Origin of the sequence: Thalassoroseus pseudoceratinae (genome assembly GCF_011634775.1) — a bacterium.
In the GTDB taxonomy this organism is placed as follows: domain Bacteria; phylum Planctomycetota; class Planctomycetia; order Planctomycetales; family Planctomycetaceae; genus Thalassoroseus; species Thalassoroseus pseudoceratinae.
In genome coordinates this window covers 287,879-306,668 of record NZ_JAALXT010000007.1, presented here as the reverse complement: position 1 = coordinate 306,668, position 18,790 = coordinate 287,879, and the positions used below count along the sequence as shown (strand labels likewise).

Here is an 18,790-nt window from a genome sequence, read left to right as displayed (position 1 = left end):
TCGATTCTGATTGGTGTTTAGACTTGATCTTGTTCTGTCGACGGGTTTGGAACTGGCCCATTAGTCTTGAGAAACCAACGTGTGATCAAGTAGGTCGCTAGGCCACAGCCGGATCCGAGAATCAGTGAGCCTGCTAGCATCGGACGGCCAATTTCGACAAACAATGTCACCAGTGCTTGCCACCATTGTTCAAAGCCTTCGTACTTCAAGACATTGGCTAGCATCTCACGGGTGAGGTTGCCTTTGAAGAATAGGGTTCCGATTTTGTAGTCGGTCCAATAGATCGGTAGGATGGTCAATGGATTGGAAACATAGACCATCAGCAAGGCGGCTGGTTTGTTGAAGTAAAAGAGCCGCCCGGTAAGCAGTGCTAGTGTTAGGACAATAACGATCTGCAAGCCGACGGTTGGCGTCATTGCGATGAACACGCCAATGGCCATTCCCAATGCTTTCGCATGTGGGGTGTCGTTCAACGAGAGGACACGCAGGACCCACTTGCGGGGATGACGCCAGATCGCAATGGGTTTTGCGGACAATTCGTCCATAACGCTCCGTTATTGAGTTAGGACTGAAGTGTCGGCGAAGTAAAGGTAGATCGCTAGTACAACAAGGATTAATCCTGCCGCAGCAGGTTTCGCGAATTTCCATGGAGTGAGATCAACATCACCGCTCGCTTGTTGTTCCCAAGGCGTGTCTCGTGGTGCTAGTGCTTGAATCAATAGCATCAAACCGATCAAACCGACGAACACGATGCCGAGGAAATGAAAGTTATTCAATCCTTGCATTGCTTCGGCGACGGGCGGAACAAAGTATTTTGCAGAGATAATACCCACACCAAGAATGAGTGCGATATTGGCGGCCAGAGCTGGTGTGCGTTTCGTAAAAAATCCGACGACAACCACCGCGAAGATCGGAATGAAGTACAAGGCATTCATGTCTTGCAAGTATCCGAAGATGCTTTTCTGATTCGCTAGTAGCGGCGCCACACACATTGAAGTGATGGCAATGATCCAGCCAAATCGTTTCCCCGAACGGATGACTTGTTCATCGGTTGCATCTTTATGGATTAGGTCTCGATAGACGCCTAAGCTAAACAACGTCGCGGTGCTGTTGAGAGCTGAGTTGAATGAACTCAAAATTGCCCCCATCAACGCGGCGGCGAAGAAACCCACAAGTCCGTTTGGCAGGACCCGCTGCACCATCTTTCCATAGGCTTGGTCTTTGTGCCGAGGACTGACGTATTGTGTTGTGTCGAGATTTTCGAGGTATTGATAGCCAGCTTCACCGTCGGAGACAATCACGACTTCTGGCGGGATAACCTTCGAAACTTGGAAGGTTTGATCATTGTGGGTGAATGTCTCACCAACTTGCTGATCGACTTCATCCCAACTTTCCAGGTTCAAAGCGTTAAGGGCATCGCCATCATGGATCAGAACGGGGTTTGATGGGGCGTCTTCAGACGCAAGACTAGCGACGATCGTGCCTTGATTTCCAGAGATATCTACGACAGGTCGATAGTCGTCGTCGACAGGCGCACGTCCGTAAATGTGGAACGCGATGATGCCAGGAAGGACTAAGATTAACGGGGCTAGCACTTTGAATAGTCCGGCTAGCAAGACGCCTTTTTGACCTTCACCGAGGTTTGTAGCTCCGAAGGTTCGTTGAATGATTTGTTGGTTAGTGCACCAGTAGAACAAGTTGATGATCAACACACCGGTGAACAAAGTCGAAAACGGTACCGACTGATCCGGGCTGCCAAGTGAATTGAACTTCTTTGGGTTCGCTTCGCGAAGTTCTGTAATCGCCGCTCCGATGCCATCGGAGTTAACGGCTTGCAAACTCAGATACGCGATGAGAAATCCACCGATCAACAACCCAAAACCGTTGAGTGTATCCGAGACGGCCACAGTCCGCAGACCACCAAAAATCGCATAGAGAGAACCAATAATACCAATCATCCAAACGACGATCCAAAGCAACGTCGTACGCGATTCCATACCTAGTAGATTGGGTAGATCGAGAATATCAATCAAACCAGTCGCGCCGGTATAGAGTATGATTGGCAGCAGAATCACTGCATAGGCGACAATAAAGATGAGAGTCGTGATTGTTCGTGTGGTGTCGTTGTAGCGTTCCTCAAGAAACTGAGGCACAGTGGCGATGCCGCTTTTGAGGTAGCGTGGCAGGAATATCAAAGCCATTACGACTAGCGAGCAAGCCGCGATCACTTCCCAAGCCATCACGCTGAGACCATCCGCGTAGGCGGCACCGTTGAGGCCGACCAGTTGTTCCGTCGAGAGGTTCGTCAATAAGAGCGAACCGGCGATGAATCCTCCGGTGAGTGATCGTCCACCGAGGAAATAACCAGCGGATGTGGTATGCACGTCGTTCCGCGTCAGCCACCAAGTGCCGATTGCGACGAGTACAGTGAAGAGTAGAAAGGATGCGAGCGTGAAAAACATAGTCGATCCGGCGCAAGATAGGATAGCATTGGAACGGAATCGTCAGAGTGTAACGACTCTTGGCCGGAATTGTCGACTGTTTCAAGCAGCAACGCCGGCCTCGCATTACGCCAGGCCGGCGATGTTTTTGCTCGATCGTAGGGTGTCAGATTGTTAGCGGCCGGCTGGGATCACTTGACCGGACTCTCCTTCGCCGTTGGCCCATTGAACGTCATCGGGACCGGGGGGCACGTTGACGGGGCTGTCAAATGCGACATAGTTGGGAACCGGTTGGTGAGCCGGTCGTGTGTTCAAACCGTCTTTGACTTCGTTCAAGACCGAACCTGACTGATAGGGCCCAACCCCCAAGAAATACCAGTTGCTGTCGTTCGACTGAGCGAGCGATGTTCCGCCGCCGCCAAGAGCCTGTCGAGTTTTCGCGTCGTAGGCGACCAAACCAATTTTAGCGAGGCCGGTCTGCTCTTGTTTGCTCATCAGCTTGATTTCGGGAATGCTGATCGGCAGTGGACCGGGGACTGCAAGTTCGGGAGTTCCGAAGAATGTTTCCGAGGTGTTCGTGCCCACGCCACCGCTTCGGGCTTCCACGATGATATCGGCATCATCGGCACTGCCGACCAACCGGCCGCCGCCACGCAAAATGCGATGCCGAACGGAGCCGACGACGTAACTTTTGTCGACGCAATCGAGGTACTTGTCATCAAAGAACACTGCGCTGCCAGTGAACGCTGTGAAGTCGACTTTATCGAGCGATTGATCGATCGAGTTCGAAATCAGCAGTTGTTCTTTGGCAGTCCGGGCAGTGTTGGTGGTTTTCGCAGTTGCACATCCGACCGCGAGGCTGGCGAGACATGCGAGCGATAGTAATCGTATCGGCATTGTTCCCCTCCTTGAGAACAGTTTCGGGATGAATGAAATGATGAATTTGCGTCGAACCGTCAAGGTGAGTTCGGTGAAGTTGGGTAGATTACAAGATGTGTTTCGATATTTCGGACTACGCAATCTTTCAGCTCATCGGCCGAAATTCGCTCGAACTGAAATCAAAATTGAATGGTCTTGTGAGATTTTTGGAATTCGTCTAAAGTCCCGCCCCCTTGATGAGTCTGTCGACTCAAAACACTGTCTGTGTGTCATCTCTGTTCTGTCGAAACGGTTCTCCCCTTTTCCTTAACCGTGGACACTCCAACTCTCGAGGTTCCCATGAAACGTTTCTTCGCAACTTTCGCTGCTGTGGCCCTTTTGACGATGGGCACGGGGTGCTGTCACCATTTGACGCGGCCGTGCGGACCGTGTGCCTCCGCTCCGTATGGTGCGGCACCTGGTTATGCCACTGCGATGGCTCAGCCGGTTTCGGTCGCTTCGGCGGCGCCGATGAGTTATGCCGCAGCTCCAGCAACCGGCTGTGATTGCAACGTCCCGGCTGTTGCTCCGTATTGATCCCTAATCGATCGACAATTTGAAATTCGATCGCGACAGCTGGTCGGCCAGGACGGTCGTTTCCGGTTGTTGTTCGAGCAGGATGATGTTTTCTCCGGGTTACCAACGCTTGCGTTCGCAAGAGCGGGCCGTCAGAGTAACGCCTTACCGGTCGTCACGTGATGACATTGGGCCGAGTTGCTCTGGTTAGCAATTTCGGTCGGCAAGTTTGCCGTCATGCGGACGATTCGTGAACGGAACTCTCACCCGAGGAAAACGGAATGCCATCCCGAATCTCGCCGCTCGTGCTTGCGATTTTGCTCGTATTCACCGTTGCAGGCTGCGCGAAGAAAACCGAAGAACAGACGACCGACACGACCTCTTCGTCGTCGGACACCGACTCATTGACCTCGTCGGAGGACGAACAGTCCGAACTCACCGACGAGCAAAAAGCCATTCAGAAGTTGTTCTTACAGGCCCAGAAAGATACCAAAGAGGGCCGGTACGAAGACGCATTGGCTCAGATTGAAAAAGCTCGGGAATCTGCTCCCGATGATGAAGACGTGAAATTGGCGGCTGCGGTTTCCATTCATCACATTGCTCAGAATCTCAGCGAAGCCAAGAGTGAGTTGGCCAACAAACTCGTGTTGCAGGCCTACGACATTGCGAAAACGCTGGACCGAGAGAACGGCCCGAACCGTCAGATCAAGCAGGAATTGCTGGTCCGGTTGATGTTTGAGAAGGCCATCATCACCGCCGAAAATGGGAAGGCGGACGAATCATTCGATTTGTTGATGGAATTGCAGGACATGGGTTTTCAGCAATTCGCGATGGTCGAACAGATTGATTCTTTTGCACCGGTCCGGGAATTGCCAGAGTACGCGGAGTTCGCGAAATCGCTTGGCCTTCGTGGGTTTCCGTTCGATTTCGCGTTGCCATCGGCAATGGATGACAGCACGATTTCACTGAAGCAGTTCCGCGGCAAAGTCGTGATTGTCGATATCTGGGGCACTTGGTGCGGGCCGTGCAAAATGGAAGTTCCCCACTTCGTGAAACTTCAAGAAGAATACGGCGACCAAGGTCTGCAAATTGTCGGCATCAACTACGAAGATCTCCAAGATCAAATTCCCGACGCCAAAGAGCGGGAAATTATTCAGCGATTTGCCGACGACTATTTGATCAATTATCCGCTCGTGTTAGGTGACGAGGAAACCCAGGCGAAGGTTCCGGACTTCAACGGCTTCCCAACTACGTTGTTCATTGACCGTGAGGGCGAAGTGGAGTTGAAACTCGTCGGTGCGGCACCGTATTCGGCGTTGGAGTCGATCGTCAAGAAAATGCTTGACGATGGCAAATCCACCACCGAGCCGAAAACCTCGAAACCCGCGACCAAATCCGACGGTCCCGCAGTCGCGGAAGACGCCAAGTCCTAGACGGTTGAACGGTGACAATATTCTGGTCTTTGGTGACTGGTTAAGTCGTCAAGCGTTCTTGATAGAGTCGCTCGATGTCTTCAACCGTCACCGTGATTTCTCGGATGAAACCCGTGTGTGAACGTTCGTAGAGAATGTTCGATGCATCTTGCGGATTGCGATGAACAGCCTCGGTGAGCCACCGCCGATCTTCCGGGGCCAACTCGCCGATGTCGTCCGCCCATCTCGTGCGGGTTTCCATCACCAGGGATTCCAACCGGGGATCGTATTTCTTCAAGTTCGCCATGATCGTGTGTGCTTCCAGGGATTAAGGTCCGCCATCGACATCATGAGCGGTTCATGATATCGGACCGCTCCAAAATTCCCAGCGTAACCGAATGGCAAGACACTGATGCGGCGTGTTGTCTCCTGGCGTCCAGCGGCATACACTCACTGCGAGTGATGGGCTTTTTATACGGAAAAGGATCACGTGTCATGATTTGTCGCGGTTTGTTGTTGCTGGCGGTTTGTGGTTTGGGATTCGGTTGTGCGGACGGCGTGCCAGCGGAAATCTCCGAACCGGAGACGCAATCCTTCACCGAACCGGAAGCCGCTCCGCTCGAAACGCCGATGGGCGATTGGTCGTGGTGGCGCGGACCGAACCGCAACGGGAAAGCGGCGGATGGGCAAACCCTTCCCACGAGTTGGAGCACATCCAAAAATGTGGTGTGGAAAACGAACGTGCCGGGACGCGGCCACTCTTCCCCTACAGTGACTGGTTCGCTCGTCGTATTGGCGACCGCGGACGAATCTGCTCAAACGCAATCGGTGATTGCCTTCGATCGGAAAACCGGCAAGCAAAAATGGATCACGGAAGTCAGCCAAGGCGGATTTCCCAAAACCCACCGCAAAAACACACATGCTTCAACCACCGTCGCCAGCGATGGGGAGCGTTTGTTCGCGACGTTCCACCATCACGACCAACTCACGCTGTATGCGTTGGATTTCGAGGGAAACAAAGTGTGGAAGCGTGACGTTGGGCCGTACGCTCCGCGACGTTACGAGTATGGTTACGCTCCGTCACCATTGTTGTTCGGTTCGTTGATCGTCGTTTCCGCCGACTACGAAAAAGGCGGCTACATCACGGCGTTCGATCGGAAAACCGGCGAACCGGTTTGGAAGACCGAACGACCAGAAATGCTCAGTTTCTCTTCGCCGGTGATCGCAGATGTAGGCGGCAAAGAACAGATTTTCCTCAGCGGTTGTGAGATGGTTGCGTCGTACGATCCAAAAACCGGCCAGCAGAATTGGGCGGTTCCCGGCACGACGATGGCCACCTGCGGCACCGTGGTGTGGGACGGAGACGCCATCATCGCCAGCGGCGGCTACCCTAAATCAGAGACGATCTGCGTCAAAGCCGACGGCTCGAAAAAAGTTCTTTGGACGAATCGCCAGAAGTGCTATGAACAATCCCTGATGGCCCACGAAGGCCACGTCTACGCACTCACGGACAAAGGCATTGCGTATTGTTGGCGGGTGTCGGATGGTGAGGAACTTTGGCGCGAACGTCTCTCGGGGCCCGTTTCCGCGTCTCCGGTTTTGGTTGGCGATACGATTTACCAAGCCAACGAAAAGGGCGAGATGTTCATCTTCAAAGCGAACCCCGAACGGTACGAGGAAGTAGCCCGCGTGAGGCTCGGCGACGAATCTTTCGCCTCCCCCGCCGTCTGCGACAACCGGATGTACCTCCGCGTCGCTCACGACCAAGGCGGTCGCCGCCAGGAAGTTCTTTACTGCATCGGACAGTAACACCCCAATCAGCCTGCCGATGACAATGGCTTTACCGGAACTCGCCGTACAGGATCCTCGTTCGGGATCTCCGGATGCGGTGCGGACATCTTCGATCCGTTGACAACCAGAAGACTCGCCAGTCGGCCAACATGACGGCCATTCGTTGTGTTGTCCGCTCCGCTGGTTTTGCGTTTCTCTTTCTGTGGTCTATCGCAGAGAAAGAGGAACGCCATGCCGGACGAATTGCGGTTTACGGAGTGGTTCAATGCCTTTGAAGCGGTGTTGTGGATGGGGATTGCCGGAGTGATTCTTTGGCGGGGGGCGGAATTGACGTCACTGCCCCGCCGAACTCGGTGGGTGGGGGCGTCGTCGTTTTTCTGTTCGGGGTTTCGGACGTCATCGAGTTCTTCACCGGTGCCTGGTGGAAACCGCCTGCGCTCATCGTGTTCAAAGCCGTGTGCGTCACTGGCATCGTGTTCTGTGGGATGCAGTTACGAGGGCCGAAGTCCGCTGGCGAGTCGGATGACATGGAAAGTGGACATGCCGCGGAAGAAAGCTAGATTCACACTTCTGGATGGCTTCCAAGTTCTCCACTGGGCATGCGTGCTGATGTATCTGTTCGTAGTCGTCGTGGGGGTCATCGAAATGTGGACCGGTTGTGTCGAGTGCAGTCCCGCCTTGGTTAAACACGGTTTCAAGTTGGCGATGTCACCTCTGCTCGTCGCATTGGGATTCGGTTCATTTGTGGCGATCGGACTGTTATGCAACTTTTTGGATCGAATGGTACGGTCAATTCGACAGTGGTTCCAAAATCGTTGACACCTTCCGCTTTCCAGCGGGGTATACTCCGGGACGGCTGAGGAACTTTCTTTTTGGGCGTCGGAAAGACAACAAGCTCCGCGGCTTGGGGTTCATTGTGAGTGTGGACGATACCGTTCTGGTCGAGCGTTGCCTTCAAGGAAACGAGGAGGGATTGCGCTCATTGGTTCAGCGGTATCAGGGGGCCGTCTTTGGATTGTGTTTTCGGATGCTCGGACATCGCGAAGATGCGGAAGATGTCGCACAGGATGTGTTTGTGCGGATGTATCGAAGTTTACACCGCTGGGATGCGGCCAGGCCGTTTCGTCCGTGGCTGTTGACCATTGCGGCGAACCGTTGCCGAACGGCTTTGGAGAAACGTTCTCGCAGGCCAAGACCAACGGAAATTGTGGATCACATCCCGGAAGAATCGTCACCGCAGATGGAACTCGCCGAGGAACTACAACAGGCACTCAGCTTGTTACGTGAGGAATACCGGGAATGCGTGATTCTGTTTCATCACCAAGAACTGAGTTTGACCGAAGTGGCGGAGATCATGGGAAGTCCGCCGGGGACTGTGAAAACGTGGTTGCATCGGGCTCGCAAGGAGTTAGCCGACCATTTGCAACGACGGGGAGTGGCACCGCATGCCTGTCATGAATTGCCCTGAATTTCATTCCGCGTTGGATTGTCTCGTCGAGCAGCACACGCCGCTCGATCAGTTGACTGATGCGTTGTGTCAACACGCCGACGAATGTGCCGACTGCCGGAAATACTGGCAGATGCAAGTCATGCTGAACGGTGCGATTCACGAATGGCAAGCCGACACGCCCGAGGTCGATCTGACGGACTTGGTGCTTTCCAAAGTGGCGGAGGAAGCTGACTGGCAATCGCAATCGGCCGCCGTTGCAGCACCAGCGAGACCGCAGCGGAACGCTCGTCTGTTGTGGCCGATGGTAGCGTGTTTGTGCGTGGTGTGTGTGGGGATCGGTTGGATGCTCGCGAATTCGCACGAAACCGATTCGCTCCAAACGCCTCGGATCGTCGAGGAAACCGTGCCCTCGCCGACGGAAACCGAATCACCCGCAACGCAGCTCAAACCCCAACAGACAGAAACATCTCGACAAGAACTGGTCGCGGTGGTGGATGATGCGGGTTCGGCGTATCAGGCGTTGGTCAACGATACGACAGAAACGCTGGGCGACTTTAAACTGCTCGTCACCGCCTGGGTGCCCTCTTCATCGGCCGGTTCGGAAGCGACGGCGGTCGAGTTACCACCAGACGCGGCGGAGTCATCGTGGCTGGACGAGTTGCAAGATTTCGAGGGCGTGAAACAGGGGTTGGTGCCGGTCGGTCGGGATATCCGGAGACCGTGGGAATTCCTGCGAGATGCGTTGCCCTCCACGTCGAATCTCCTTTGATGACGTTCCTCTTTCGAGGCTGAAACCGATGATCCGTTCTTTGCACAATCGCATCGCTTCGTTCGCTCTGGGATTTGGTCTAATCGCTTCCGCGTTGGTCCACACCGCGTGGGCAGCGGAAGCGGACTTGCTGCGGTTGGTGCGTCCTGATGTCGGGTTGTGCATGACGGCTTCCGGTTGGCAGCCCAGCGTGAAGAAACCGAGTGTCTGGTTGGAACGGGTGAAGCAGTCGCCTTTGTATCAGGGTTGGCGATCGAGTCGGGACTATCAAAAGTTCCGCCGTTCGATCACGGCATTGGAAGGACGACTCGGACAACCGGCGTGGGGGTTCTTCAAAGATATGACTGCCGGTGGCGTTGCGGTGGCGGTGTATCCGCGACCGGAATCCGAACCGGTCAGTATTCTGCTTTTGCAAGCGAGCGATTCAGAGACGTTGAAAACCGCCGTCGATCTGTGGAACGAAATGGAACACGCGGTTCTCGAAACCGATCAGGTCGGCGATCTATCTTACGTTCAGCGAACAACATCGAAATCCGCGGATCAACAGGTCGTTCAGTATTACGCGCATCACGGGCGATTGTTCGTGCTAACGGACGACGAAACCACGTTGCGAACCACACTGCAAGCTAGTGCGAACGAGGGAGACGACAATCTCACTACGGCTGCTTGGTTCCAAACCGCGCAGGCGGCGTTGCCGGAAGATTGCCGAGTCAAAGCGTATTTTAATCCGCGTGCTTGGGATTCCGCCGTCCAATTGCCGGAGCATCCCAAGTTCGGTGAACGGCAGATTTTCAAACTCTGGCAACAGTGTGAATCCATCGCCCTTGGTCTGCGAGTTCAACGGGGTTTGTCGCTGGAAGGTGTGGCGTCGTTCTCGTCCGCATTGGCCGCGAAGTCGACCGACAACAACGAATCCGCATTCCGAGAACATCTGCCGGCGGACGCCTGGTTTGTTTACACGGGCAAAGTTGATCTGGCCGGTGGTGCTCGTTTTCTGCGATTGGAATTGCCCGAGAAAGATCGGCGGGAGTTCGATAATCTTCGGCAGATCGGTCGGGGATTTTTCTTAGGACACGATGTGCTCGACAACGTGCTACCGGCGTTGGGACCGCATTTCGGATGCTACATCACGCCGCGAGCCGATATGGAGGACGATGTTCCCCCGATCCACGGTGTTTTCGCGTTGGAATTTGAGCCGCAGGCGGATGCGAACGACAATGCCGTGCCCGTGCGAATGGCGATCGACCGAGGACTGCAAACCGGTTGGGGAGTCTTGGCGGCTCTCGTCGATACATCGGCCCGGCTGCGAATCGAAGATGAAATCAGTTGGATTGATTCCCTCGGTCCCTGGCAACCCGCGTTTTCCGTCACCGAGGATTTTCTCATCTTCGCGACCGATCCCGAATCTATTCAAAAATTCATCGCCGCGAAATCGCAAACCGATCCGCCGCAAGCTGTCGTCAAACTGCCTACGGGTCCATTGCCGGATCAGCACGTGCTCGTGAACCTGCACGGTGTGCGGTCGTTCTTGGCGGACCATGAAAACGTCTTCGTGCGACGCATCGCCGCGAATTCCCCATTGTCGGTCGAAGAAGTTGAACGCCGATTGCGTCGTGCAATCATGGCGTCCGAAGTTTTTGACTCGCTCTTCCTGACCATCGACCTCAAATCGGATCACGTCCGCATGACGGTCGGCGGCGCGGTGGATACCAAGTAAACGTGTTTCCCGACATTCTCAATTTCAACGCATGCCCGCGTCACGACCGGATTTTTTGTCGTGTTTGCGGCTGGCGAGAAGTGCGAAGCGTTCGTTGACTTCGAATTGGTTGGCGAAGACGGGATCGCTGAGGTAATCCGGTCGGCGACACCGTTGACAGCCGTGACTTTGCATGAAGACGAAGCCGTCTTTCGGATCGAGTTTCTGCAATTCTTCCGGATCGCGATTGAGGACCTCGCTCCATTCACGAGCCATCAAGTGGTTTGCCACACCGAAGGTCTGCAACACCGCAGAGTTGTTGATCACGGTTTGCCAATCGTCCGGGTACAAACTGCGAAGTTGACTGAGGTCTTGCCAGAACGACCAAATCTGCAACCCGTAGCCCCGCAGCAGTGTGATTGCCTGCTTCAACGCGGGGAGCGAACCAAGTTGGGCACACTCGTCGAGTAGGAACAACGTGCGTTGCTGTGGAATTTGCCGCCGACTGATGACAGCAGTGAGCAGTGTGCTCACCCACAACCGCAACAACGCCCGGTGACTATCGAGTTTTTCCGGCGGAATCACAATGTAAATGCTGATCGGTTTGCCATCGACGACATCTTGCAGATCGAAACTACTCGTGCCCAGCGTTTCGGACACTTCGTTGCTACCGAGAACCTTCACGTAAGTCGAAGCCGTCGATCGGACCGATGGCCGAGTCCGTTCCGACGGATGAGCCAAATACGCGACCATTTCGTCGCGGGCCATTTTGTTGGTGACTTCTTCTTTGTCGAGCATCACGGCGATGGCGTAGTCCATGTCGTCGTGATAGATGTAACTGCGGAGCTTGTTGAGCGTGCGTTCTTCCTTGGGAACGGCGGTGGCGATGTGGGCGATCAAACCGGCCATCAGTGCCGACGCGGAATCGCTCCAAAACGGATCGTCACGGAAGTGGTGCCCGACGCTCAGCAGACTGGCGAGCATTTCGGCATCGCAATCGAGGATGGACTTATCCAGATCGAAAATGTCCATCGGATTGAGCTGGTCACTTTTTTCCGTCACGATGTGAAACGGATCGAGCACCACCACACGTTGGCCAAGTTCGCGTCGTCGTCGGGCGGTGACTTGGTAGTTCTCGCCTTTGGGATCGACGGTAATCGTGGGGCCTTTGTAGTTCAGCAAGTTCGGAATGATCACCCCGCGACCCTTGCCCGCACCGGTGGGCGCAACGGTCATCAGGTGACTGTCGCCATCATAGAGAAAAGGGCGACTGGCGGACCGACGCATTCGTTTGGCCTGAGGAGCAAATCCGAAAGGCGACTGAACAGCATCTTCGGCATCCCAGCCGAGCAATAGTTCCGACTCATGCCCTTGGAGAGCGTGACTCTCCGTAGGCGTTCTGTCCGTCGTCATGCCATGATCTCCGAGGGAACCGTAGTTCGATCCCGAAAAAGTAGGGGGGCGTTCCATCCGCACCTTAATCGTACAAACCCAACAAGCGGGGGAAAGTCTCAAAAGGGGGCGATTCCGGATTCTGTGCAAGTTCATCCGATTCGCAAATCTGTAACGATCGAGCCGAATGAACCGGCAGAAACCGGTTTGAACCGCCACCAGTCGGTCTCCGGGTGTTCTCTCGGTGTCGTTTTGAACATTTTTGGAGAAGTTGGTGAACCGGGCTCGGTCGGTTTGCGTATCTGTGGATGCGAAGGAAGCGAGAGAAACATCTCCCAATTCTTTCCACACCGCGAGCCTTTGAAGAGATTTTTGTGTCGGATTGGAACAACGGATTTTCCATAACCTTATTGGTTGTCCATTGTTCGATCAGACATCGGTGACGCCAGACGCGACACCTCCCACACCACGGACGGCTATTTCATCGCAGGAGAAAGTCAAAAACCATGTTTTTCGACCAAGAAATGTGGGCCATTCTCGCAGTTTCCGCATTCATCGGAGCCGTCTTCTACGTGGGAGCCGCCATCCAAGTCGGCCTGATGCGTTCCCAAGAATCCGATTCCCCATGCGATACGCTGTCGTAGGCTGAGTTGGATCGGTGGACGTCTGCCGAAAACAAATACGGCATGCTGACCTCAATGTGCGAACATCGAATGCCACTGGCAATGAGTTGCCAGTGGCATTCGTGCACTGATTAACCGATCAATATCGATACGCGTGGTTGTCAAGTGGACGAATCCAAACGTTACGAAAGCGAACGGAATTGCCATGGTCTTGAAGAAACAACGGCCCTGTTGTCGTCGCTTTTTGCTTTTTCCAAATGGCTTTCAAATAGTCCGTGGTGCCCGAACGGTAAGGATGATAGACGCTGCGTGGCTCGCCAAAGCGAACCGCGTCTTGAACCTTCTGTCCGTTCAGCCAAGCAGTAATGGTTCCCTTTTCTGTGATTCTTCCATCTGAATCACGGCGAGGCGCGCGGTATCGGATATCGTAGACTTGCCAGACTCCGCGACCTCGTGCGGCATTGACCAACGGTTTGCTGAATCCATAGAGCGCTCCCAAGTCAGCGTCACCAAGGTTTTTCTTGTCCGCCGAATGGATGATCTGCATTTCGTAGTTGCCGTGGATGTACAGACCGCTGTTTCCAGTTCCTGTTGCCGGAAGCAAGAATTCGGCGTGAATATCCGCATCCCGAAAGTGCCACTTTGATACGATATGATTTGCTTTCTGGCCTCCAGAGCTTTCAAGTGTTCCGTCAACCAACGGCCAATTAATCGGCTTGCCAAGTTTACTGACAAACTCGACGGTATTTCCGCCATCAAATAACACTATCGCACCGGCGGGTGGCTTGACCGGCAACTGAGTCTGATCTGGTTTGAATTCCATTTCCTTTGATGGCTCGTCAGCAGTTGCTGTTTCGATGGCAAGGAATCCAATCGACGCAAAAGTAATCAACGACAGTGGTAGAATCGATTTCATGGGTGGCCAGCTTGTGAGGTTGGGTTTCCAACAGAAATGAACAGGCTCAGTAAGAGCGAGTTGATGTCGGTAGTCCTGCACGTTTCTTAATTGCTCATGACACGTCCTGGGGCAGTAGTAGCCACCAAGGAATTATGTTTCGATTCCGTGCGTTGACAATTACGTCGAAGGGTTGGTCAAGCAGGTCGTCTTCGACGACGGTCACGTTCATCGGAGATTGGCTGAAAGTGTATGTGGATGCGTTGACCGGTATGGGTGCCGCTCAGTCAATTTCGATTGCAGTGAGGCAGGATCCCGCTTTGTTGACGGATAACGACCAAGCTAACCTGAATTGGCCCGACAGGAAAGCGTGAAATTTGGAAAACGGCTCAACGGGCCAATTTCAGGTTGAGGGTACTGTATACACCCGGCATGGGCGTGATTTTATGGACCGGCTGGGTGGCACTGGCGAAAGTTGTTTCTCGGGGTGCCACTGGCTTTGCCAGTGCTATTGGGGGTCACGTGAGGCTTGTTGAAGAACCGATGCGGCGATGTCGATTCGGACAAACGCCGCCACGGTTGAGCGGTTTACTTCCGTATTGGGATGCATCGGATGGAAACCACCGAAAACCCCGTTTTCAGCTTCCAAACCCACCAGTTGCCAACTTGCCGACTCTTTCCTCACCGAAAAATCACGGCAAATGCATTTGATTCGACCAACTACAATCCGCCGACAGCAACGGCGATTGGTCATCATGATGCCCGGCTCAACTCGTTGCATCGACAACATCAATCGCGATTGACACGCTGACGAGGGCACATTCTTACGAGACCACCAGCGACCATCTCAGACTTTTCCACCGGAATCCGACCGTTTGCCCGTCCCGCGAACATTTGACCGCGAGACTAAGCCACAGACTCTCGAAATGCGTTGTCCGCAGGCTTCTGGACCGAGACCAGTCGACCATCCGCACCCGGCACTTTGCGGGATCTGTGATCGGGGCATAACGCCTTATGCAAGGTGGCAAACTGCCTGTGATTGATTTGGAACCACTACTTTCGAGTTTCATTCGGAGAACGGTTAGAATCACCGGGCCGAATGTTGGCCGGAACAACCGATAGCCTAATAGAAGAACAGGACAGCGTACACGGCTCCGGTGCATTCATTTGTTATCCCGCCTTTCGTAAGTTGAGCCGACTATACCAAATCCGGATTTGGATACGTCCGTCGGTCTGGCCAGTTGGGGAAGTCGGGTTTGCGCGGGAACAGATCAATGATGTCGGGTACTAGTCGGATTCCGTCATCGGTGAGTCTGCAAGCAGTGTACGTTGGATAAGCGGGCGTCTCGAGATTGCCGCCGCCTTCGATGAGATGCGGTTGTACGCGGAGCAAATCAATCAAGTTTTGGTATCGGGAATCGATTTGTGGGTGTAACTCACCATCGTCGTCGTAGAGGCCGCCGACATACCCTCGATTTGAGAAGCGGTATTGGCATTCATCCGACGTGATGTCACCGGTATAGAATAGGGACAAAGTGAGAACTTGATCCGAGCTTGATGTCCAGCGGTCTTGGTCGCGAGTGTTGCCGCGAAAGAATGCAGCCAGAAGCAGAGATTTGTCAATGCACGACAGATTCATTTTGGCGACGCATCATGGGAGTCGAGCGGGATAACGTCCCGCATCACCGGGCGGCCGCCAGCGACGAGGATTTCAGAGTACGCACCCGACGGCCGCTCCGGTGCATGTGATTGTGTACGCCCGGCATGGGCGTGATTTTATGGGGTGCAAGTCCCCTGTACGAGACTGGGAGTCTTAAGGCGGTCAGTATACCAAATGATCGCTCCGATCGACAAAGTACGAGGTGAGGGCAACTGCGGAAGGGCGACCGACCGTGGGGAGGAAGCCTGCGAATGCGTGCGTAAGGACCGGTCTGATTTCGCCGCCGATCCCATTCTCACCAAAGCTGCGAGGCTACGAACAGAAACGTCATACAAGGCCGGTGCGGGTACGGGCGACGGTCAATGTCGCGGCGAAGTCCCTCCACAAGTTCAAGCAACGTATCCGCGCGATCACCGGCCGCAGCCGGGGCATCTCCATGGAACGCCGCCTGAGCGAACTGCGAAGTTACGTTCGTGGTTGGATGGGCTACTTCGGTCTGGCGTCGCAGTTGAAGCTGTTCGACAAGCTCGATCAGTGGATACGACGTCGAATCCGGATGTGCTACTGGAAGCAGTGGCGTCGGCCCAAGCGTCGACGCGAAATGCTCATTCGGCTCGGCGTTCCCAGGCGTCAGGCGATCCGCCATGCACGCAGCCGCCGGAGCTACTGGCACATGTCCAAGACAATTGCCAGCGGCGTCGGGCTGACCAATGCGTGGCTGGCCGAACAAGGACTGCTCAGCCTGAAGACCCTGTGGGCCAAGCTTGCTCAACTTCGTTGAACCACCGGATGCGGACCCGCACGTCCGGTGGTGTGGGGAGGGTCACCGGCAACGGTGGCCCTTACCCGATTATACCACTTTGCTACATTGCGTCTTCATCAACCCACTGATCGTAGTCGAGGAATTCATTGAGGAAAGATTCGAAGTCATCTGAGAGTTTGCGCACGGATGGTGGCCGTGATTCATGCGCGTAATACATGACAGGGTAATCGCCGGTTTGCAATCGGCTGGCGACATCGAAAAGCACTTGATCGCCATCCGCTTCCATGAAGAACTCAGCGAAGCACAGCATTCCGTTGCTTGGCGGTGGCCATACTCCACCGCTTTTCATTTGGACCATTTGTTGCTGTTGTGGATTCAGTTCATCGTATGGCTGGAAGTCGTGAATGAACGGATGTTGGAATCCGAACTGGATTGCGCCGCCGAATAGCCAGAATTCGCGGGCGCATTTCAGCAATGCTTTGTAGCTTTCGGGCAGTTCCAGTCCGAGTGACGATTCGAGTTCGACAAGGTCTGAGTCGCTTGCGCCAGGTTCAACGTTTTCTATGTCGGCATCCGGGCAAGTTCGCAGGTTCTCTGCGAACGTTGGAAAGCGGTCTTGTAGTGCGTTGAGGAATTCTTCGGACATCGCTGTTCCGAGTTGTGGCATAACGTAAAAGGCTCAGTTGTCGGCCGCCCGCGGAAGTGGGCTACCAACCGACCACAGCATTCTACTCGCGGGCGTCGCCGGTCAACTGCAGCCGGTGGTTAGATGCCCTCCCACTTGCTTGGGACAGTGTTCTTGGCGTAGCAAGACCTGAGGTAATCCAAGAAGGGACTACTAATTCCGCGATGTTCCGCGCGGAATAGCAAGTCGATGTCATCGGCAATGTAGGAGACAATGTCATGCTGACGCGTCGAGTTGGAGAATTGGATGAAGATCGCCTTGGCTTCGGGGTGGCGCTCATTGCCGCCGACGAGTTCGTTGACTCGACACCATTCACTGTCGAAAGATCCCGCGTCTCGTGTATCCAAAATCGCGTTCAAGTCTTCCTCTGACTGGGAAGACAAAGCGACAGCGAGTTCTTCGGTGTTCAGTTGCATCTAACGTCAACAATCACCGGGTTGCCGCCAGCGACTTTGATTTCAGGTTCGGCCCGGACGGCAACTCTGGTGCATTGTATTGTGATCCCACACTTTGGGACGTAGGAGTGAAATCAGTCGGGAACGACGACATTTCCGCACCCTTTACAACGACATTCTTCTTTCCCCCGCCACACACGATTTGTACCACATCGATCACAACGTATGTCAGGATCGAATTGTCCGGTGCACGCCGAGCATTTGCGTACGTAGCGTGTCATTCGTTTGTTGCGCTCAAGCCAGGACAAACAGATTGGGCAGTAGCCGGATCGCTTGCGCTTTGTGAGTTTGTTGGATCTGTTTCCAGTCCGAGAGTCGTCCGAATCGTCGATGCTGGCCGTCCGACGGATTCGTCGATTCGACTGTTGCTTCTGAAACTTGGTTGGACGTTCACCGTGTTCTTGGTTCTTGTGCTTGTTTGTGATGAGGTTGGCCATCGCAATTCAAGTCGAGCACGTTTGTGGGATAACTTCTTTTTCTCTCAACAATCCATCTTGAGAATACTCGCGACCGTCATGACAGTCAAACTCCGGTGTGGAAAGGCGATGCATCGAATCCGTTGCGTGAATTGACCGAGCAATTCTTACGCGGCAAAATGCTCGGATGAAACTCCTCGAACGGTATCGGGCGGCTTGTGAAGTCCGCCGCTTGGCCAAACGAACGATTCAGACCGACTGCCGCTGGGTCGAGGAGTATCTGCGGTTCCATCACGATCGCACGGGGCACTGGATCCATCCCCAAGAGATGGAGGAGAAGGAGGTTGAGGCGTTTCTCACGCATCTGGCAGTCAATCGACGGCTGGCAGAAAGTACGCAGAACCAGGCTCTAGGCGCCATTCTGTTCATGTACCGGAATGTGTTGAAGCAACCGCTGGGTCCGCTTGACGCCGTTCGGGCCAACCGACTTCGAGTGTTCCCAAAGACTGTTTTCGATACCTGCAATTTTCTCCGCTGGTATCCTGCTCGGGTCGCACGTGATGACCAACGGGAAGGGCGCGGGCTTCGCGATCGCCGTGCCCATGGCTTTGCTCTGGGACGTACGACCGAAAACGTACTGAAAATACTATACAAAATTATGCTCATCTTATTTCGAGCTGTCGATGAGATGAGCGATGCCGTGTCAATGGGAATAACTAATTCAATTGCAAGAATCGCAACAACCGCTACAGATTGCCAATTCGGTTGACCGATATAACCGGCAGGGTCTTGTGCCCTATTTGTGGCGCGGGATGTATCGGGTAGTGGATGCGGGCGGTTTTTGGGCCGTCGGGTTCTGCTGCCAAGTTGCGCGAACTCTGTCGATGTGCGCGAGCAAAGCAAGGATG

General features: G+C 54.2%; 19 protein-coding genes and 1 pseudogene. 10 read left to right on the top strand and 10 right to left on the bottom strand.

The window, feature by feature from the left end; genetic code table 11:
* Nucleotides 1-17: 17 nt before the first annotated feature.
* The 3 genes from G6R38_RS23705 to G6R38_RS23695 form a co-directional block, all read right to left on the bottom strand.
* Nucleotides 18-545 (bottom strand): DUF2062 domain-containing protein, encoded by a 528-nt coding sequence (locus G6R38_RS23705; protein WP_166831266.1) that lies wholly within the window; start codon nt 543-545, stop codon nt 18-20.
* A gap of 9 nt (nt 546-554) precedes the next feature.
* Entirely contained in the window at nt 555-2,462 is a 1,908-nt protein-coding gene (locus G6R38_RS23700) for a solute:sodium symporter family transporter (RefSeq protein ID WP_166831265.1), read from the bottom strand.
* Between the two features lie 153 nt (nt 2,463-2,615).
* Nucleotides 2,616-3,338: a DUF6655 family protein gene (locus tag G6R38_RS23695; protein WP_166831264.1), complete on the bottom strand. Its 723-nt coding sequence runs from the start codon at nt 3,336-3,338 to the stop codon at nt 2,616-2,618.
* A 321-nt stretch (nt 3,339-3,659) separates the two neighbouring features.
* Here G6R38_RS23695 and G6R38_RS23690 point away from each other — a divergent pair, with 321 nt between their 5' ends.
* Both G6R38_RS23690 and G6R38_RS23685 read left to right on the top strand, forming a co-directional pair.
* Nucleotides 3,660-3,896 (top strand): hypothetical protein, encoded by a 237-nt coding sequence (locus G6R38_RS23690; protein ID WP_166831263.1) that lies wholly within the window; start codon nt 3,660-3,662, stop codon nt 3,894-3,896.
* 260 nt (nt 3,897-4,156) lie between these two features.
* On the top strand, nt 4,157-5,308 hold the full coding sequence (locus G6R38_RS23685) for a TlpA family protein disulfide reductase (RefSeq protein ID WP_166831262.1): 1,152 nt from the start codon (nt 4,157-4,159) through the stop codon (nt 5,306-5,308).
* Nucleotides 5,309-5,348: 40 nt separating this feature from the next.
* Here G6R38_RS23685 and G6R38_RS23680 read toward each other — a convergent pair whose 3' ends face one another.
* On the bottom strand, nt 5,349-5,594 hold the full coding sequence (locus tag G6R38_RS23680; RefSeq protein ID WP_166831261.1) for a hypothetical protein: 246 nt from the start codon (nt 5,592-5,594) through the stop codon (nt 5,349-5,351).
* A gap of 188 nt (nt 5,595-5,782) precedes the next feature.
* On the opposite strand from G6R38_RS23680, the gene G6R38_RS23675 reads away from it, so the two are divergent.
* The 5 genes from G6R38_RS23675 to G6R38_RS23655 all read left to right on the top strand — a co-directional run bounded on the left by G6R38_RS23675 (nt 5,783) and on the right by G6R38_RS23655 (nt 11,014).
* Nucleotides 5,783-7,096: an outer membrane protein assembly factor BamB family protein gene (locus G6R38_RS23675; RefSeq protein WP_240928358.1), complete on the top strand. Its 1,314-nt coding sequence runs from the start codon at nt 5,783-5,785 to the stop codon at nt 7,094-7,096.
* 266 nt (nt 7,097-7,362) lie between these two features.
* A complete protein-coding gene (locus G6R38_RS23670) occupies nt 7,363-7,638 on the top strand; it encodes a hypothetical protein (protein WP_166831260.1) in 276 nt (91 codons plus the stop codon).
* Nucleotides 7,639-8,051: 413 nt separating this feature from the next.
* Entirely contained in the window at nt 8,052-8,546 is a 495-nt protein-coding gene (locus tag G6R38_RS23665; protein ID WP_240928355.1) for an RNA polymerase sigma factor, read from the top strand.
* Complete coding sequence (locus G6R38_RS23660) at nt 8,524-9,297, top strand: hypothetical protein (protein ID WP_166831259.1); 774 nt, start codon at nt 8,524-8,526, stop codon at nt 9,295-9,297. The genes G6R38_RS23665 and G6R38_RS23660 overlap by 23 nt, the downstream gene beginning before the upstream one ends.
* A gap of 28 nt (nt 9,298-9,325) precedes the next feature.
* Entirely contained in the window at nt 9,326-11,014 is a 1,689-nt protein-coding gene (locus G6R38_RS23655; protein ID WP_166831258.1) for a DUF3352 domain-containing protein, read from the top strand.
* Between the two features lie 24 nt (nt 11,015-11,038).
* Here G6R38_RS23655 and G6R38_RS23650 read toward each other — a convergent pair whose 3' ends face one another.
* Nucleotides 11,039-12,406 (bottom strand): type IV secretory system conjugative DNA transfer family protein, encoded by a 1,368-nt coding sequence (locus G6R38_RS23650; RefSeq protein WP_166831257.1) that lies wholly within the window; start codon nt 12,404-12,406, stop codon nt 11,039-11,041.
* A 485-nt stretch (nt 12,407-12,891) separates the two neighbouring features.
* Here G6R38_RS23650 and G6R38_RS23645 point away from each other — a divergent pair, with 485 nt between their 5' ends.
* Nucleotides 12,892-13,029 (top strand): hypothetical protein, encoded by a 138-nt coding sequence (locus G6R38_RS23645; RefSeq protein ID WP_166831256.1) that lies wholly within the window; start codon nt 12,892-12,894, stop codon nt 13,027-13,029.
* Between the two features lie 118 nt (nt 13,030-13,147).
* On the opposite strand, the gene G6R38_RS23640 is transcribed toward G6R38_RS23645, so the two are convergent.
* The 3 genes and pseudogenes from G6R38_RS23640 to G6R38_RS23630 all read right to left on the bottom strand — a co-directional run bounded on the left by G6R38_RS23640 (nt 13,148) and on the right by G6R38_RS23630 (nt 15,542).
* Nucleotides 13,148-13,924 carry a 3-keto-disaccharide hydrolase gene (locus G6R38_RS23640; RefSeq protein ID WP_166831255.1) on the bottom strand — a complete coding sequence of 259 codons (777 nt, stop codon included), beginning with the start codon at nt 13,922-13,924 and terminating at the stop codon, nt 13,148-13,150.
* A 97-nt stretch (nt 13,925-14,021) separates the two neighbouring features.
* Nucleotides 14,022-14,135, bottom strand: a pseudogene (locus G6R38_RS28510) (macro domain-containing protein); the annotation flags it as partial.
* 966 nt (nt 14,136-15,101) lie between these two features.
* Nucleotides 15,102-15,542, bottom strand: a complete 441-nt coding sequence (locus G6R38_RS23630; RefSeq protein WP_166831254.1) for a hypothetical protein — start codon at nt 15,540-15,542, stop codon at nt 15,102-15,104.
* A gap of 253 nt (nt 15,543-15,795) precedes the next feature.
* Here G6R38_RS23630 and G6R38_RS23625 point away from each other — a divergent pair, with 253 nt between their 5' ends.
* Nucleotides 15,796-16,344, top strand: a complete 549-nt coding sequence (locus G6R38_RS23625) for a group II intron maturase-specific domain-containing protein (RefSeq protein WP_166831253.1) — start codon at nt 15,796-15,798, stop codon at nt 16,342-16,344.
* 82 nt (nt 16,345-16,426) lie between these two features.
* On the opposite strand, the gene G6R38_RS23620 is transcribed toward G6R38_RS23625, so the two are convergent.
* Together G6R38_RS23620 and G6R38_RS23615 are read right to left on the bottom strand one after the other, a co-directional pair.
* Nucleotides 16,427-16,972 (bottom strand): SMI1/KNR4 family protein, encoded by a 546-nt coding sequence (locus tag G6R38_RS23620; protein ID WP_166831252.1) that lies wholly within the window; start codon nt 16,970-16,972, stop codon nt 16,427-16,429.
* 119 nt (nt 16,973-17,091) lie between these two features.
* Complete coding sequence (locus tag G6R38_RS23615) at nt 17,092-17,427, bottom strand: hypothetical protein (protein ID WP_166831251.1); 336 nt, start codon at nt 17,425-17,427, stop codon at nt 17,092-17,094.
* Between the two features lie 642 nt (nt 17,428-18,069).
* Here G6R38_RS23615 and G6R38_RS23610 point away from each other — a divergent pair.
* Complete coding sequence (locus tag G6R38_RS23610) at nt 18,070-18,651, top strand: site-specific integrase (RefSeq protein WP_166831250.1); 582 nt, start codon at nt 18,070-18,072, stop codon at nt 18,649-18,651.
* The last annotated feature ends 139 nt before the right edge of the window (nt 18,652-18,790 follow it).

What these genes read in the sequence shown, in the direction of transcription:
- G6R38_RS23630 (WP_166831254.1), bottom strand. Translation starts at nt 15,542, where the DNA reads ATGAATCTGTCGTGCATTGACAAATCTCTGCTTCTGGCTGCATTCTTT.
- G6R38_RS23655 (WP_166831258.1), top strand. Translation starts at nt 9,326, where the DNA reads ATGATCCGTTCTTTGCACAATCGCATCGCTTCGTTCGCTCTGGGATTT.
- G6R38_RS23660 (WP_166831259.1), top strand. Translation starts at nt 8,524, where the DNA reads ATGCCTGTCATGAATTGCCCTGAATTTCATTCCGCGTTGGATTGTCTC.
- G6R38_RS23615 (WP_166831251.1), bottom strand. Translation starts at nt 17,427, where the DNA reads ATGCAACTGAACACCGAAGAACTCGCTGTCGCTTTGTCTTCCCAGTCA.
- G6R38_RS23620 (WP_166831252.1), bottom strand. Translation starts at nt 16,972, where the DNA reads ATGTCCGAAGAATTCCTCAACGCACTACAAGACCGCTTTCCAACGTTC.
- G6R38_RS23685 (WP_166831262.1), top strand. Translation starts at nt 4,157, where the DNA reads ATGCCATCCCGAATCTCGCCGCTCGTGCTTGCGATTTTGCTCGTATTC.
- G6R38_RS23705 (WP_166831266.1), bottom strand. Translation starts at nt 545, where the DNA reads ATGGACGAATTGTCCGCAAAACCCATTGCGATCTGGCGTCATCCCCGC.
- G6R38_RS23690 (WP_166831263.1), top strand. Translation starts at nt 3,660, where the DNA reads ATGAAACGTTTCTTCGCAACTTTCGCTGCTGTGGCCCTTTTGACGATG.
- G6R38_RS23675 (WP_240928358.1), top strand. Translation starts at nt 5,783, where the DNA reads ATGATTTGTCGCGGTTTGTTGTTGCTGGCGGTTTGTGGTTTGGGATTC.
- G6R38_RS23680 (WP_166831261.1), bottom strand. Translation starts at nt 5,594, where the DNA reads ATGGCGAACTTGAAGAAATACGATCCCCGGTTGGAATCCCTGGTGATG.
- G6R38_RS23645 (WP_166831256.1), top strand. Translation starts at nt 12,892, where the DNA reads ATGTTTTTCGACCAAGAAATGTGGGCCATTCTCGCAGTTTCCGCATTC.
- G6R38_RS23610 (WP_166831250.1), top strand. Translation starts at nt 18,070, where the DNA reads ATGAAACTCCTCGAACGGTATCGGGCGGCTTGTGAAGTCCGCCGCTTG.
- G6R38_RS23650 (WP_166831257.1), bottom strand. Translation starts at nt 12,406, where the DNA reads ATGACGACGGACAGAACGCCTACGGAGAGTCACGCTCTCCAAGGGCAT.
- G6R38_RS23695 (WP_166831264.1), bottom strand. Translation starts at nt 3,338, where the DNA reads ATGCCGATACGATTACTATCGCTCGCATGTCTCGCCAGCCTCGCGGTC.
- G6R38_RS23640 (WP_166831255.1), bottom strand. Translation starts at nt 13,924, where the DNA reads ATGAAATCGATTCTACCACTGTCGTTGATTACTTTTGCGTCGATTGGA.
- G6R38_RS23700 (WP_166831265.1), bottom strand. Translation starts at nt 2,462, where the DNA reads ATGTTTTTCACGCTCGCATCCTTTCTACTCTTCACTGTACTCGTCGCA.